General features: G+C 49.5%; 13 protein-coding genes. 4 read left to right on the top strand and 9 right to left on the bottom strand.

Translation table 11 applies throughout. The annotated features are described in order from the left end of the window. Positions 1 to 153 precede the first annotated feature (153 nt). From E2980_RS19185 to E2980_RS19210, 6 genes are all read right to left on the bottom strand, one after another. The gene (locus E2980_RS19185) at positions 154 to 2421 is read right to left on the bottom strand and encodes a helix-turn-helix domain-containing protein (protein WP_135153836.1); all 2268 of its coding nucleotides are present in this window, start codon (positions 2419 to 2421) and stop codon (positions 154 to 156) included. Positions 2422 to 2563: 142 nt separating this feature from the next. Further along, entirely contained in the window at positions 2564 to 3664 is a 1101-nt protein-coding gene (locus E2980_RS19190; RefSeq protein WP_167747189.1) for a GerAB/ArcD/ProY family transporter, read from the bottom strand. Positions 3665 to 3696: 32 nt separating this feature from the next. Continuing rightward, positions 3697 to 3933, bottom strand: a complete 237-nt coding sequence (locus E2980_RS19195; RefSeq protein WP_240703103.1) for a hypothetical protein — start codon at positions 3931 to 3933, stop codon at positions 3697 to 3699. Positions 3934 to 3947: 14 nt separating this feature from the next. After that, a complete protein-coding gene (locus E2980_RS19200) occupies positions 3948 to 5150 on the bottom strand; it encodes a Ger(x)C family spore germination protein (protein ID WP_135153838.1) in 1203 nt (400 codons plus the stop codon). Positions 5151 to 5168: 18 nt separating this feature from the next. After that, positions 5169 to 6716, bottom strand: coding sequence for a spore germination protein (locus tag E2980_RS19205; protein WP_135153869.1), 1548 nt, complete (start codon positions 6714 to 6716; stop codon positions 5169 to 5171). A 304-nt stretch (positions 6717 to 7020) separates the two neighbouring features. After that, complete coding sequence (locus E2980_RS19210; protein ID WP_135153870.1) at positions 7021 to 7509, bottom strand: HPP family protein; 489 nt, start codon at positions 7507 to 7509, stop codon at positions 7021 to 7023. A 187-nt stretch (positions 7510 to 7696) separates the two neighbouring features. Between E2980_RS19210 and E2980_RS19215 the strand changes: the two genes are divergently transcribed. Further along, positions 7697 to 8686, top strand: a complete 990-nt coding sequence (locus E2980_RS19215; protein WP_135153839.1) for a GntR family transcriptional regulator — start codon at positions 7697 to 7699, stop codon at positions 8684 to 8686. 115 nt (positions 8687 to 8801) lie between these two features. On the opposite strand, the gene E2980_RS19220 is transcribed toward E2980_RS19215, so the two are convergent. Further along, complete coding sequence (locus E2980_RS19220; protein ID WP_135153840.1) at positions 8802 to 9641, bottom strand: MBL fold metallo-hydrolase; 840 nt, start codon at positions 9639 to 9641, stop codon at positions 8802 to 8804. A 209-nt stretch (positions 9642 to 9850) separates the two neighbouring features. Here E2980_RS19220 and E2980_RS19225 point away from each other — a divergent pair, with 209 nt between their 5' ends. Genes E2980_RS19225 through E2980_RS19235 form a run of 3 tightly spaced genes read left to right on the top strand, consistent with a single transcriptional unit; the run spans position 9851 to position 12815 of the window. After that, positions 9851 to 10630: an SDR family NAD(P)-dependent oxidoreductase gene (locus E2980_RS19225; protein ID WP_135153841.1), complete on the top strand. Its 780-nt coding sequence runs from the start codon at positions 9851 to 9853 to the stop codon at positions 10628 to 10630. A 14-nt stretch (positions 10631 to 10644) separates the two neighbouring features. Next, complete coding sequence (locus E2980_RS19230) at positions 10645 to 11388, top strand: SDR family NAD(P)-dependent oxidoreductase (protein WP_135153842.1); 744 nt, start codon at positions 10645 to 10647, stop codon at positions 11386 to 11388. A gap of 38 nt (positions 11389 to 11426) precedes the next feature. Further along, positions 11427 to 12815 carry a mandelate racemase/muconate lactonizing enzyme family protein gene (locus E2980_RS19235; protein WP_135153843.1) on the top strand — a complete coding sequence of 463 codons (1389 nt, stop codon included), beginning with the start codon at positions 11427 to 11429 and terminating at the stop codon, positions 12813 to 12815. Positions 12816 to 12877: 62 nt separating this feature from the next. Here the strand turns inward: E2980_RS19235 and E2980_RS19240 are convergent, their stop codons facing one another. Together E2980_RS19240 and E2980_RS19245 are read right to left on the bottom strand one after the other, a co-directional pair. Further along, positions 12878 to 13882: a mannonate dehydratase gene (locus E2980_RS19240; RefSeq protein WP_135153844.1), complete on the bottom strand. Its 1005-nt coding sequence runs from the start codon at positions 13880 to 13882 to the stop codon at positions 12878 to 12880. Positions 13883 to 13929: 47 nt separating this feature from the next. Beyond that, positions 13930 to 15264 carry an ABC transporter substrate-binding protein gene (locus E2980_RS19245; RefSeq protein WP_240703105.1) on the bottom strand — a complete coding sequence of 445 codons (1335 nt, stop codon included), beginning with the start codon at positions 15262 to 15264 and terminating at the stop codon, positions 13930 to 13932. Between the last annotated feature and the right edge of the window lie 9 nt (positions 15265 to 15273).

Raw genomic sequence — 15273 nt, forward strand, 5'->3', positions numbered from 1 at the left:
CGCTTTCAGTAAAGCTTCAGCGGCCCGAATCGGAATGACCACAGTATGTCATGACATTCGAGAAGGCGGCAATAAACTAGTTTCCGAACTCTAAACCCGAGTTTTATTTCCATATTTTTCAAAAAGAAACCATTGTCGCATCATAAACTATTTTCAAATATCCCAGGACTGACGGGCTTTTCCGGGCTTAAACTTCAGCTTTCTATAATCTCCCGGCGTCACGCCGACGATTCGCTTGAAGACGCGTCCGAACGTGATGGAATTCGCGTACCCGACCTGAAGGGCAATATTCTGTACTGACTCTTCCGTTTCGGCAAGCAGCTCCTCCGCCCGCTCCATCCGCAGCTTCACGATAAAATCAACGAATTTCATATTAAACTCTTCTTTAAATAAATAGCTGACGTATTTGCCTGAAATATGAAACCGATCGCTTAGGTGTTTTAAAGATAAATCGGGGTTTTCGAAATTTTCTTCGATATAAGCTTTCAGTTCATTAATCATCGCGCGATGATTTTTGGTTTCGCTGTGTGCGACATAGGTGCGGTATATTTCCGTCAAACGTTCTAAATAGAGAGCCTTTAATTCATTAAGCGTCACCGTTTCGTCGGCTGCTCTCTGCTTGGCGGCAATTTCCGCGCCCTTGAAATGCTCGCGCAAATCGCCGGACATTTCCGACAGCTCATTTCCCAGCATATCCATCATGGTTTGCAAAACCATTCTGATATCCTCATCCTTCAAGCAATCCGTCTCCATTAACCCGAACAATCTCTCCAGATACGCACGCCATTCGCCTGTTAAAAGCCTAAACTCCCTTACAAGCTCAGAACCGTATTGCACATATTTATACCACTTCCGGCCCGCGTCTCCGGGCAAATCCTCGCTCATAATGACCGCTTCTTTGCCGAGGGACATTTTGTGGTGAAGCGCGTCAACCGCCGCTTTGTAGGATTGTTCGACCTGTTCCCACTCCCGCTCAATATGCCCGACACCGAAAAGCAAAGATAGCCGCAAATGCTCGGCCACCCAAAGCCGTCCTTTGTCTGCGAATATCCGAATCTTCTCCTTCACCGACGAATTTCCTCCGCCCAAACCGACAATCATGCCCATACGGTTCTCCGCTATCCATTCCGCCCAGCCATACATGCCGTCTGCTTGCGCCAGCTCTTGCAGAACGTTCGTCAACGCAAACTTCAGCGTATGCTGATCCCGTACGGAAAATAGGCTGCGGAAATCGCGGTAATGGCTTATCTCGACCACTATGAAAGCTAGTTGATCAAGCTTCTCTCCCTTAGGAAGCTGCCCCAGCTTGTTTAATCGGTCAGCTACAGACTCAGGATCATCGCCTTGCATGATGTCGTGGAACAGTTGGCGCTTGCTGACAAGCAAGTTCTCGCGCTGTTTCTTCTCGAAATCCGCGGTTTGTTGGATCAGGTTTTCCAGCGTACGATCGATCATGGACAGCTCGTCCATTTTCAGCCCAAACGCATCCTCGCGAAGCTGAATCGATTCAATCCGATTCATCATGACCCGGATCGGCTTATAGTTTCTTCTTGTTATATAGATGATGTAGAAGATGGCAAAAACAACCGTCAGCACGCCTATGACAACCCAGACATAGGATATGACCGACACCCATAAAAACAGCTGCCCGGCGTCGATTCCGCTCTCAAACTGCCATCCAAGGAGCTCCGACTCAACCCGATTGAGCACTCTGCCGCTCTTCTCCGCATGTTCGGATAAATCCGCTGAACGTGTGGAAAACAACAAATTCCCGGACTCGTCGCGAACATCGACAAACGAGAATTCGCCGATCTTCATGGATCTGATCATCTGTTCGACCGCATACATATCGACGTTGACGACGATGAGCCCTTCGGTCCCGAAGGGCAGCGGCTCTCTTTTATAAATTGAAATAACTCGCTTATCCTGCTCCGTGCTGAACTCATGATACTCACGAATCGGAGACCAACCCTGGTTGTCCGGATTCTTCAACGCTTGCTCGACGAATGGCCGATCGGAGAACTCATCCCATGCCACAAGTCCGCTGCGCGTCAGCACCAGCTTGTCCTCTATCCTGTATACGTAAATAGAATTAATCAAGCTATCGTTTGCGGCGAGCGTCCGCATGCTGTCGACTACGTCGAAGAGCACCTGACGATTCTCGCGCGTAAGCTCCGTGTTCAGAAAATCGCGGTACCGATCGTTTTTCTCAACCTCCTCCAGCACGTCCATCTCAATCCCTTTAAGCGAACGAGATAGCCGGTCCACCATATAGTTGGTTGTAATCCGGTCGGCCTTCACGGTTTCTTTATGCGAGATGTCATTAACCACGATAAAGGACAAGAAGATTAAGATCGTCACGGTAAACAAAAAGATGGGAAAATACGATAGCAGCATTCGGCGGTACCAATTCCTCTTCATCTCCATCACTCCCCAAATAAAAGCACGACTGCCAACGACCTTCTAGAAAGCGTTTGCACTCATTATTTTAAAAGATAATAAACAACTATTCAATGGAAATAGACGGCTGGCGTGAAATGCTTTTTAACGCCGATTCTACTGTCTAAAGCTTCCGCCCCCTATTTTGTCGAAGAGTATCCGCACCCAACAAGAGAAGGGGGAAAAAAACGCCGCACGTCATTTGATACATTGCCCATTCATTCTTCGTTGCCCCGATAACGTGGATAATATTTGGCGAAACCGTTTGGCCGAAGGAGAGCAAAAAGAGACCAAGCGGTAAAATCAATGGCCGGTAGTCTTGAAGTTTCATGACTTGTGCCAATCCCAACACTATGGCGTAAAAGAAGATGGACACTCTGGTGAAGAGGGTAAAAAACCAAATTATAGCCATAAGCGCCTCAACCCTTTGAAAAAAATCTCCGATATTGATTTTTTGAGCTAACAAATAGCTTGGATAAGTTGAGCTTACGGTTCCGAAAACTCCAAGAACCAGGATGCACACAAGGGTAAGAAGAGTTAACATTATTCCACCGATCAACGTACCGACGAGAAACCCCTTGGCTGCCGATTTCTTCTGATTCACGTAAGGATAAATCATTAATAAGGCTACAAGTTCACTCATAGGGAATCCAACCATGACAGGTGCTGTGATTGCTATTCCTTTAAACCCATGCTCAAAGATAGGTTGTATATGCTCAAATTTCATTTCCGGATAAAGCGATATTAGCAGGATGAACCACAATAACAGAACGACGGGAAAAAATAACTCCGCAAAGCGCGTATACACTTCCAAGCCATACCGCATCCCGATCATAACCACGCATAAAAATGGTATGAGTACCGCTTGGATAGGTGTATCGGGCATCGCTTGCGTCGACAAGAAGTCCCCTATATCCCTGAGATCAAGAGCAATTAGGATAAGAAAAAATATCAAAAAGACTAAAGCGACTATTTTTCCAAACCATTTCCCCAGAACATGCTCGCTGTATTCCACGATAGTCATACCCGGATTTCGTCTTCCGATAACATTGTATATTAAAACAATAAGCAGACCGACTCCCGTGGCGACCAAAGCCGAAATCCAGCTGTCTTGTTTGCCCGGAGCGGAAAGCTTCCCCGGAATAAACAAAATCGCGCTGCCCATTATATAAAAAATGACCAGTATCATAAATTGCCGTCCTGCAATCTTACCTTTTTCCAGCACCTGCTTACACCCGCTTTTTAAGCAAATTTTATTTACAAACCGGCGATCCAACCAGTAAACGGCTTGAAAATGATAATTATCCAATCTAATGGCGAAGGGATGGGCGCATTTAAAGTCTGAGCTATATTCATCCCCAATCCGACCATAAGCAGTACGAAAAAAGCCAACATTTCTTTTTTTAACTTTCTATTCCGAAGCGAAGGAACTTCAACGGCAATGATCCCTGCAGCGATCAACATAAATGCAACAATAGAACCTATCTCAGTCATCCTCGACCGCACCTTCACTTTTTGTTCAGTTCTTCAATAAAGGAATCGAGTACTTTGCCCGTACGCCGAAGCTTTGCGTCCACCTTGATTCTCACTGGCACATCAACAAAATCTTCGGCCCAATTCTTTTGAAGTTTATTCCATATTTTAGGATGTTGGCGATGAATAACTTCACCGAATCCGAAAATATCGGATTTCAATTTCGTTTGCCCCTTCTCTATTGCCGATTCGGCTAAATGTTTTATCCTTTGTTCCAGTAAATTCTCCAACATTTGAATGTTCTTCTGTTCCATCAAATCGATGCTGCCGTCTACTTCTGCGATGTCCCCTTCGGTGAGAATCTTAATCTCCATTTCCGGTTCTCCCCTTCGGATCCTGCTTTTCATATGGGCTTCCGATCGGAACGCTTCTACCGCTACTTTTCCTCCCGAAGGTAAGACAACATCACCCACCGAGCCCATTACTTGCCCTGTTATGAAGTTAAATCCTCTGCTCTCTTTATCCGATAACCAACCGACGAGCTTGTCTTTTTTTAATACGCCGAGAGTTGAAATTTTTAAACGAGTATGAGGGGTTATTCGCTGAATATTATCCTTTGTTTCGCCTTGCGTTTCATCGCCTATGATAGTAAGTCCCGTTAATACGGGGTTTTTACCTGGACTAACCATGGTATTAATCAATTCATCTAAATGCACCCCTCTAGCGTTGGAATACGTTTTTTCCGATGTAGCAAGAGAAGTGAACAGACTGACGCTTGGAATTTTCTCCAACTTGGTGAAGATGCTCAGGATATTTTCAGCTTTCGTCTTTCTAGCTATCACGACATAAAAATCGAGTCGAAACGTACGGTCTCGATAAAAATAGTCAAGAACATCCTGGAGCCCCTCTTCCGCGACCTCTTCACCAATGACGAGTATTCGTACGTGAGACGTGTACATTCGTCTCGGAGAAATTGTCGTCATTTTACGGAAAGCCTCAATTATGGTTGGTGCCGAAGCTACAAATTTGGTTGTCGGAGCATAACCGATGGGACTGGCTTTTTGCCCTCCGGCTTCGCTTGGAATGACCACCTGAGAGGATACCACATATTCATTTTCCTTCTTATCGATCCCGATTCCGACAACGATAGCCAGTTCCATTAATTCTCGGCGACTCCAGCAGCCGCCGATCACGATCATTGACATCGATAGAAGCAATAACAAGATTTTTTGTTTCATGGAAAGGTTCACCCGATTTCATGGTCGATTTTCGCCCGGTTCCGGATTCTGCGTTTGTTCCCGAACCTTATTTTTTTGACTGATCAGACGCGGACGGGTACGCATCGCCCAGAGGGGAAAGCGAAAAAGGGTATCTTTTTGATCGGAAAGGTTGAAGGGAGCCATCGGCGACATATAGGGGACCCCAAAAGAACGTAAACTGCAAAGGTGTAAATAGATCGCAACCAAGCCGATGAATATCCCGTAAATGCCATACGCGGCGGCTGCCCCCATCAAACCGAAACGTAAAAATCGTATCGGAATGGACATGGCTATGGCCGGGAACACAAAGTTGGAAATAGCGGTTATGGAAACGACGATGATCATAGCGGGAGTAACCAACCCGGCTTGGACGGCTGCCTCTCCAATAACGAGAGCTCCAACGATCGAAATGGCGGGCCCGATCATTCTCGGCATTCTAATCCCTGCTTCACGCAAAATCTCGAAGGTGAATTCCATGAACATAGCTTCTATAAAAGCAGGAAAAGGAACCCCCTCGCGCTGGGTTGCAAGATTAATCAACAGGGAGGTCGGCAGCATTTCCTGATGAAAGGTGGTAACGGCTATGTAAAATGAAGGCGCAAGCAATGAAAGCAAGAAAGCGACTACCCGCAGAGCACGCATAGCCCCAAAATCGGACCGATTGTAATAGTCTTCCGAAGCCTGAAAAAATTGCGTAAACACGACCGGAACCAACAGAACAATTGGGGTTCCATCCACGATAATGGCTACGCGCCCTTCCATCAGTCCTGCGGATGCGACATCAGGACGTTCCGTATTGTACATCGTAGGAAAAGGAGTAAACGTTTCGTCTTGAATCATTTCCTCGATGTTGCCGGATTCCAGTATTCCATCGATATTTATCCGATTCAGCCGCTCCCGTACTTCTTTCAAGACCTTATCATTTACGATCCCTTTGATATACATAATAGATACATCCGTTTGAGTGACCTGTCCTATTTGGATAGTTTCCATCCAAAGATGAGGATCCTTTATTCTTCGGCGGATTAATGAGGTATTGGTTCGCAAGGTTTCCGTGAAGCTTTCCCTTGGTCCCCGTACCACGGACTCAATCGATGTTTCCGAAACACCCCGATCTTCCCACCCTCTCGTGCTAGCTACGATGCCCCGATCAAGGCCATCAAGCAAGAAGACCGTATCGCCTGATAAAACGGATTTGAATAAAGAACTAAAATCGGTAATTTCCTTGATACTTCCTACGGTAACAGTCATATCTTCCATGAACCTCAGGATTTCCTGCGGAGTGTCCATACCTTTTCCAGGTTCTATTTCCCTAGCTCTGATCATGAAAGGTTCCATGAAATTATGGATGGTTTTCGTATCGACAAGACCATCGGTGTATATAATCGCTGCTTTTTTCGTTCCATTTTCGCCAATGCGCAACTCGCTAATAATCAAATCGGTACTATTCCCAAGCGTTTGTTTTACCTTTTCGATGTTTTCGTGCAGATGGATTGCAATTGTCTCTTTTTGCGATTCATTTTTATTTTTTTTAATATAATCCATCATCCAATCACCTTTTTTGTACACGGCAGATTGGCTGTATTATAACCTGCTTTGGAAACTTTATACTTAATTGGACATTAAGCGTTGTATTCCGAAAACAAATACGCGTTGGATAAGCAATAAATAAAAAAAAGCCGCGATTTACGCGACAATTTTTTAACTTCACGCTTGACGACAGCTCTTTTACAAAATAATAGGCACAAAACCATCCTTCATAAATTGGGAAATGGGTAAGTGCCCGCTGTTGGCCTCGGTTCCAACCAGCTTAACTCCTGCTTGCTTTCATCATGTTGAATCCCTCCAATCAGACCCAGAATGTCGGATACCTGCGTTTCTTGTCCAGATTGTTAATTACCAAAGCTACCAATACGATAAGCACGGATCCGATCAATACCGGCGCAATCAGAAAAGACCAGCCGCTGCCGCTTAGAATTACAACCAAGGGATCGGCTCCTGCAGGCGGATGCGTCGTTTTACTCAGCATCATTAAGCCAATCGCCAAACCAACGGCAACTGCCAATACCCAAATGCTTTGACCAAAGAGATGAAAACACAGCAACCCAACTAAAGTCGAAATGAAATGCCCGCCGATAATATTGCGCGGCTGGGACAATGGCGCATCCCAGAGACCGAAAGCCAAAACGCAGGTTGCGCCAAATGGTGCCATAATCCAAACATTTGTTGTTAGATCGGAAAGAAGAGCTAAAAGAGCTATGGCGGTAAATCCGCCAATCGCACCGATCAACGCATTCCTTGGAACGACTTTTAAAGGACTTCTGTCTTTGCTTCTCATCTTCAGCCAAAATCCCGCTTTGTGCGCTTTATTCACTTCACTCACCACCTTATGAATATTATACTAGTTAACAAGTTATATAACTCTTTGAAATATTTGACAACGCCATTATTCTCAATTTAAAGTTGGATTATGTATAGAATAACGTTATAATATAACTAGTCAACCATGAAATGAGGTATTTATTATGAAAGAAAATCAATATTTCCTCCAAGTTGATCCCCAGTTAACTTTTAACGTGAATACACAAATCAAAGAACAGCTTAAATGGCTAATCGGAATTGGACAAATGGAAGCCGGCGATATACTTCCCTCAGCGAGTCAATTAGCGGATGAGCTCGAGCTTAATCGGAATACAGTCAACTGGGTATACAGCCAACTGCGTGACGAGGGGCTTGTTACCATGCAGAAAGGACGCGGTACGCAAATTACCGGCGGGAGCGAGACCAAGCAGCTCTGCGAAGAACGGAAACCTATGCAGCAGCTTTTGAACAATACCATTCGCGAGGCCGCGGCCATGGGATTTGATTTGAAGTCTTTTTTTGTAGCCGGCCTTGCCTACTCCTTGCTGCATCCCCCCTATCCAGCCAGCAAGCTGCGAATTTTACTGGTGGAATGCAGAGGACATGATCATCCTTTTTATCGCCAGAGCATAGAACGAGCAACCAATGGGGAAGTAGAAACATTATTTCTGGATGACATTTCTGAAAATAAAGATGCCGCGAGAGAAGCTGTCCAGCGTTCCCATGTCATCGTAACGACATTGAATCATGCGGAGGAGGCCAAAGCGCTTTTTGCCCCCTTCGATAGTAAGGTTATTGTGATTGGGGCAACAATTGAAGCCTCTCTGTTGCTTGAGATCGCCAAGCTGAAGCAAGGTACCCATGTCGCATTTGTTTGTCTGGGGAAAACGGGAGGTGAATGGATGGCCAACCGGATTCGGGAAGCCGGGATTAATCAGCTTCATTTTGAGATAATAGGAATGAATGAACGTGAGCGTCTGAATGAGGCAATCCAGCACTTGGACAAAATTTATGCTTCTGCCGCCGTATTTCCGGAACTGAAGAAAATGCTTCCCGAAAAAACGGAGCTATTCCCTATGAAGCTGGAAAAAAGCAGTGAAAATTTATTGCTGGAACTCGCATTGCAAACTGCAGTTAAAAGTGGTAGATCATGACTCCGCATTCCCGGCATATCGCTGCCTAGCATACTGAAGAAAAAACCTCCAAACGCGGCTCATTGGCCGACATTCGGAGGTTTTTTCGGCGTCATCACCACGTATGTGCGGCTAGCTACTGATATCTTCCTTGATCGGGTAAGGCAATCTGGTCGAATTGTGAAACCAGACGACGGAGGCTCGACGATAATAGCTCCCCCTCCATAGCAAGACCATGTCCGGTCACGGCAATCCGGGGATTTAATGCCTCTAGCTTCGCAACGGATTCTCTCGCCGCGGTCCAATCCGTCGTGAAATACTTCGGCGGTCCGCTGATCTCGAGTTCCTGCATGAATACTTTATAGATAGATTCTTGTTTTACTGTGACAAAAGCATCCCCCGCGATCAAAGCCCGCGTACTATCTTGGAATAAGGAAACATGACCCCGGGTATGGCCTTCCGTGTGGATCCATCTCCAATCCGGCAAATAGGGAATAGATCCATCCGAAGGCAACGATTCCAAGTGACTTCCGATATCGATAGCCTCGTTAGGAAACCACGGGGACATTCTTGCTACGATTCCTCCCACGGAGGGATCTGCAGGCAAATAAGCTTCTTTTCCTGTCAAGTACGGAAATTCGGCCTCGTGAGCGTACACTGGAACTTTCCAATAGCGAATCAGTTCGATAATCGAACCGACGTGATCGAAATGGCCATGCGTCAGCACGATGGCTTTAGGAGAGTTTTTCTGTCCGAATCGTCTTTCCGCTGCATTAATAATGCTTTCAGCGGAACCTGGCATTCCGGCATCGACTAATACCCAATTCTCTTCTCCGGGAACGCCTACAAAATAAACATTTACGATTTGAACCGTTAGGCTTTGTATATTCGGCAACACTTCATGAGCAACACCGCTCTTAAGAGAAGTTACAGGAAGAAAGTGGTAATCGGATCCGTAAGACATTTCTGTTTCCATATCGGAATCATCCTCGTCTTTCTTATTTAGCCATAAGCTTCCCTTCTCAACAGAAATAATCCCACCGCTTTGATTCGGTAAAGCGATGATTTTGAAAAAAAACAAACAAAATCTTAAGTTTATAGCATCGCCCCCTGCCAGTCCGGATTACTATGATTAGATTGCAAAGCAATATGCCTTCACTAAGTGTCGGCCTTCGGAGGGGATCTATGAAACTGAAAGAGAAGGTAGTGTTCATTACCGAAGCGGACACCGGCTCCGGGACTGCGTTCTTGCACCGGCTTGCCCTGGAGGGAGCGCACTTCATATTGAACAGCGCTTCCGGCGGCTCAGAGATCGCAGAAAACCTCGACCGTGTGCGGCGTGGAGGCTCGAACGTATTCGTCGCTAACGCCGACCTGTCCCGAAGCATAGAGGTAAACGACCTATTCCGCGAAGCGGAACAGGCAGTCGGCACCGTCGATGTGCTTATCCATAATGCTGATCTGGTGAAGCCGGCGCTTGTGGAAACGTGCGACGAAGAGACGTTCCTTGCGGTCATGAATGCCAATGCGAAATCGGCGTTCATCTGTACGCAGGCGGCGGGCCGGCAAATGAGAGCTAAGCAATCCGGCAAAATCATTTACGTAACCTCCATCCATGCGGAGAAGCCGACAGGTTCATCATTTGCCTACAGCGCTTCCAAAGGCGCAGTCAAGATGCTTGCCCGCGAGGCTGCGCTCATTCTTGGCCGCAGCGGCGTTAATGTGAATACGATCGAGCTGGGACCGCTTGAAGAGGATGCTCCCCCTTTCCCAAGTCGCTTAACCACGATTTATGACGATTACCGGTACAAAGTACCGGATGCGGTGCTAGGTACCTACGGGGATCTCGCCGAACTCGCGCTCTATCTCGCCTCGGATGGCGCGCGTTATGTGAACGGCGCCGATATCCGGCTCGACGGCGGATTCCTGATGCACTACAGCGATCGAAAAATGAAGAAAGTCTAAACGGAGGCGGATCCATGACGATATCCGGAAAAAATGCGATCGTCACCGGCGCAGGCACCGGCATCGGCCGGGGTGTCGCGCTCGAATTGGCAAAACGCGGCGCTTCGGTCGCCGTGCATTACAACAGCAGCGAAGCCGGCGCCTTTCAAACGAAGCGTCTGATCGACGAGGCCGGCGGCTCATGTATCACCGTGAAGGCGAATGTGGCTTCGAAGGAAGAGATCGACCGAATGGTCGAGACGGTGGCGGACCGGTTCGGCCGCATCGATATCCTGGTCAGCAATGCCGCCCTGCAGCTCAATCTCGATCTGTTCGGACATGACGACGATACATATGACCGCACGATGAACACGAATGTGAAAGGCTACTGGCAGACCATTCAGGCCGTTGTCCCTCATATGAAATCCAGAAATCACGGCCGGATCATCCTCGTCTCGTCCGTCCATTCCAAGCGGCCGACCGATTTCGATCCGATCTATGCGATGTCCAAAGGAGCCATCCGGATGTTGGGCCGCGAAAGCGCGATCGAGCTCGCCGGATACGGCATTACGGTGAACATGATCGAGCCGGGTGCGATCGATGTCGGCAAGTTCAGGACGGGCTCCGCGCAATCGCCCGAATTGTTTAAGAAGTTTCCGGGAGGCCGGGTCGGCCTGCCTTCGGACGTAGCCGAGCTTGTCTGCTACATTGCCGGCGACGCCACCTCGTTCATGACGGGCACTGCCATCCGGCTGGACGGCGCGAGCATGCTATTGTAACCGCGATACCTAAATCCCCAATAAAGGAGTCGTCTATTGTGTCCAACAAAGAGACGTATGAGCAAACGCTGGGCCATGTCGCCGCACACTCCAGTCCATCCGACCTCCGCATTACCGACATCCGATTCACCGACATTATCGGTGCGCCGTTCCACAGCTCCCTGATCAAGATTTACACGAACCAGGGATTGGTCGGCTTCGGTGAAGTTCGTGACGGTGCAGAAAAAGTATACGCCCAAATGCTGAAAAGTCGGCTGCTCGGCGAGAACCCTTGCAACATCGACAAGCTATTCAGGCGGATTAAGCAGTTCGGCGGACATGCGCGTCAAGGCGGCGGCGTAAGCGGCATCGAGATCGCCCTCTGGGACCTTGCCGGCAAAGCGTACGGCGTACCGGTCTACCAGATGCTGGGCGGCAAGTTCCGCGACAGGATCAGGATGTACTGCGATACCGAGGTGGCCGGCAAGGATTCGGGAAAAGCGATGGGCGAAGCGCTGAAGAAACGGATGGAAATGGGTTTCACATTCCTAAAGATGGATCTAGGCATTGGACAGATCATCCATCTACCGGATACTCTGAGCGCGCCGATCGGCTTCCTGGAGGAAATGCGGGAGCGGTCGAAAAACCGCTATAACCAGAACTTCAACGACATGACGGACGATCAAATCCGGGAAATAACGAACCGCCATTATGATATAAACAACATTCCCCACCCTTTCACCGGCATTCATGTGACGGAGAAAGGCCTGGACATGCTGGAGCAGTACGTGGCCGATGTACGTTCAATTATCGGCTACCAGGTGCCGCTCGCTATCGACCACTTCGGCCACATTGGGATCGAGGACTGCATCAAGCTTGGCCGCCGCGTCGACAAATACAACCTGGCCTGGATGGAAGACATGATTCCATGGCATTACACCGACCAGTATGCGAGACTTGCGAGAGCGGTCACCACGCCGATCTGTACGGGAGAAGACATTTACTTGAAGGAAAATTTCAAGCCTCTTCTGGAAACCGGCGGCGTATCCGTCATCCATCCGGACGTGCTTACCGCGGGCGGCATTCTCGAGACGAAGAAAATCGGCGACATGGCCCAGGATTACGGCGTCGCGATGGCCATCCATATGGCGGAGAGCCCCATCGCCTGTCTGGCCGCGGCCCACGTTGCGGCAGCCACGGAGAATTTCATGGCGCTCGAATATCATTCGGTCGAGGTTGCGTGGTGGGACGATATCATCATCAGCAGCAAGCTGCCGAAGAAGCTCGTCCATAATGGCTTCCTGACGATCACGGACGCGCCGGGACTCGGTATCGACGACCTGAACGACGAAGTGCTTGCCGAGCATCTGCATCCGGATATTCCCGGCATATGGCTGCCGACCGATGAGTGGAATCGGTTTTACGGCAACGACCGCTTGTGGAGCTGAGATATAAAACAAACGCCTGTTTCCCGAAGCCGGGAAACAGGCGTTTGTTTTACGTGGGCTTGTTATGCGGTTTCTCTGCCAATTGATAGCAACTGCTGCGACTGCACCGTTCGTGACGCAGCCTCCATCAGTCCCTTGATATATCCTACGCCGAACAGGCGTCCCAGAAGCTCATAACCCGGATTCTCGTTGTCCTCCCCATCCATCGTCGGTACGTGGTCGGGCCTTGCCGGCCCGCTGAATCCTTCCTCGTAATACGTGATCATTGCTGCCAGCATGTCGGTCTTCCCGTCATCATGGAACGTCTCTTCGAATTTCTCCGCCGTGCCCCGTACATCCCTGAAATGGACAAAGAACATTTTGTCCTGCCGCGCGAAATGACGGATCACCGACGGAATGTCATCCCCGGCCGTTGCCAGCGTACCTTGGCACATCGTAATGCCGCTGTACGAGCTCGGAACGAGGTCGATGGCGCGCTGCAGCGCATCAGCGCTGCGCAGAATCCGCGAGACGCCGCGGATCGGCGTCATCGGGGGATCGTCAGGGTGAAGCGCCAGTTTCACCCTCGCCTCCTCCGCGACCGGAACGATCCGTTCCAGAAAATAATGCAGGTTCTCCCACAGCTGATCTTCCGTCACGATCCCAGCCGACGTGAACGGCGCGTTCGCCATCAGGCTGTGATCGTAGCTCGATACAATCGCACCGCCCCGGGTCATTGTTGTCGTCGACGTGCGGAACCAGTTGAACTGGGCCATGAAGTTGTAGCATAGGACTGGAATTCCGGCAGCGCCCATATTGGTAATGAATTGCTGGAAGATATCGATCTCTTCATCGCGGCCGGGAGTGCCCAGCTTGATATTGTTGCTCGTCGGCATCGATTCGATGACGGCTAGGTTCAGTCCGTAATCGGCATATCTTTGTTTCATTCGGATGAGCGGCATCAAGTCCCAGGGCTTCTCGCTCTTCTCCTCCCACGGCAGCCCGCCGACCGCGTAGTCCAGCCCCATCTGCCTGGTTAGCCGCCACAGCCGGTTCGGCTGCGACGTCAGAAACTCCGCAAGTTGCATATCGGAATCAGTCCTTTCATGCGTTAGATAAATACAGTCAGCTCAAGTTACTGGCCGCCTGCTTTAGCCGCGAGCTCCTTGCCCATTTTATCGATCTTGCTATAGGCATCCTCGATCGATTGCTGACCGAACGTTACAGCTTCCATTTCCTTCCTGTACATGTCCACCCATTCCGAGAAACCCGGAGCGGGCGCATAGAACGGCAGCGCTTTATCGAGCGATTGGTTATAGATTTCCTTGCCCAGTTTGTCTTTGGGCTCCAGCGCAGGCTCTAGATCCTTGTAAATTTCCGGATTGATCGGGAGTCCCCTGGTCAAGCCCAGCACCTTGCCGGCTTCCTTGTCGGTGATGAACCACTTCACGAACTTCTTCGCTTCGTCCTTGTTCTTGGAGTCCGTGGACACGCTGAGGAAGATGGTAGACTGCGCCCAGCCTCCGCCCGCGGGTCCCGTCGGCAGATTGACGACGCCGACTTTGCCCGGCATCAGCTGCTCCAGCGCACTCACCGAGCCGGTCGTTGCGCCGCGGGTCATGACGACGCCGGACGCCATCGGGTCGGCATTCGGGTCATTCTCGAGGAATGCGGCAGCCTTATCGGCCGGCGGCACGATTTTCTGCTTGCGGAAATCCTCATACGCTTTGTAGAATTTCATGAACAGCTCCTTGTCGAGCAGGAACTTCTTGCCGCCGTCCGACATGATCGGGTCTATGCCCATCGCCGTTTGGTAGTAGTTAAAGCTGTCCCATGTCGTCGTGTCGCCGATCGGATATTTACCGTCCGGCAGCTTCTCCTTGGCGTCTCTCGCCCATTGGAAGAACTCGTCGTATGTCCAGTCCTTCTTCGGCAACGGGATGCCGAGTTTCGTCAGCTCCTCCTTGTTGTAGGCGATGCCCTGCGCGTTCTGGCTGAGCGGAATGCCGTACAGCTTGCCGCCGATCTTCAGATTATCGATGACGTTCGGATCGACGATACCGCTCAAGTCGATATCCGACAAATCCTCGAGCACTCCCCGCGATACATATTCCTGGATGAAAGCGGCGTCCATCTGCAGCACATCCGTGACCGATTTCGAAGCTGCCAGCGTAGGGAGTTTCTGCCAGAAGGCGTCCCAGGCCATGAACTCCGGCTTGAACTTGACGTTCGTATTTTGCTGCGAATAAATTTCCAGCGCTTTCTTAGTCGCTTCGTGGCGCGCGTCTGGCCCCCACCACATGATGCTGAGCGTTTTCGCCGCACCGGCGTCGGAACTGGCTTTGTCTTCGTCCGTCTTACCGGTATTGCTTGTGTTCTCCGCCGCAGTATTATTCTTGCCGCCGCTGCATGCCGACAGCACAAGCAGCAAGGCAATCATCATTGCCAGTAACCCTTTTGACCTTTTCATCATCGTTCT

The sequence above is a fragment of the Cohnella luojiensis genome (assembly GCF_004564235.1).
GTDB classification, from domain to species: domain Bacteria; phylum Bacillota; class Bacilli; order Paenibacillales; family Paenibacillaceae; genus Cohnella; species Cohnella luojiensis.

Excerpts from the sequence above, each read along its gene's own strand:
- E2980_RS19185 (WP_135153836.1), bottom strand. The coding sequence starts at position 2,421 with ATGAAGAGGAATTGGTACCGCCGAATGCTGCTATCGTATTTTCCCATC.
- E2980_RS19195 (WP_240703103.1), bottom strand. The coding sequence starts at position 3,933 with ATGACTGAGATAGGTTCTATTGTTGCATTTATGTTGATCGCTGCAGGG.
- E2980_RS19200 (WP_135153838.1), bottom strand. The coding sequence starts at position 5,150 with ATGAAACAAAAAATCTTGTTATTGCTTCTATCGATGTCAATGATCGTG.
- E2980_RS19205 (WP_135153869.1), bottom strand. The coding sequence starts at position 6,716 with ATGGATTATATTAAAAAAAATAAAAATGAATCGCAAAAAGAGACAATT.
- E2980_RS19210 (WP_135153870.1), bottom strand. The coding sequence starts at position 7,509 with ATGAGAAGCAAAGACAGAAGTCCTTTAAAAGTCGTTCCAAGGAATGCG.
- E2980_RS19215 (WP_135153839.1), top strand. The coding sequence starts at position 7,697 with ATGAAAGAAAATCAATATTTCCTCCAAGTTGATCCCCAGTTAACTTTT.
- E2980_RS19220 (WP_135153840.1), bottom strand. The coding sequence starts at position 9,641 with ATGGAAACAGAAATGTCTTACGGATCCGATTACCACTTTCTTCCTGTA.
- E2980_RS19225 (WP_135153841.1), top strand. The coding sequence starts at position 9,851 with ATGAAACTGAAAGAGAAGGTAGTGTTCATTACCGAAGCGGACACCGGC.
- E2980_RS19230 (WP_135153842.1), top strand. The coding sequence starts at position 10,645 with ATGACGATATCCGGAAAAAATGCGATCGTCACCGGCGCAGGCACCGGC.
- E2980_RS19240 (WP_135153844.1), bottom strand. The coding sequence starts at position 13,882 with ATGCAACTTGCGGAGTTTCTGACGTCGCAGCCGAACCGGCTGTGGCGG.
- E2980_RS19245 (WP_240703105.1), bottom strand. The coding sequence starts at position 15,264 with ATGAAAAGGTCAAAAGGGTTACTGGCAATGATGATTGCCTTGCTGCTT.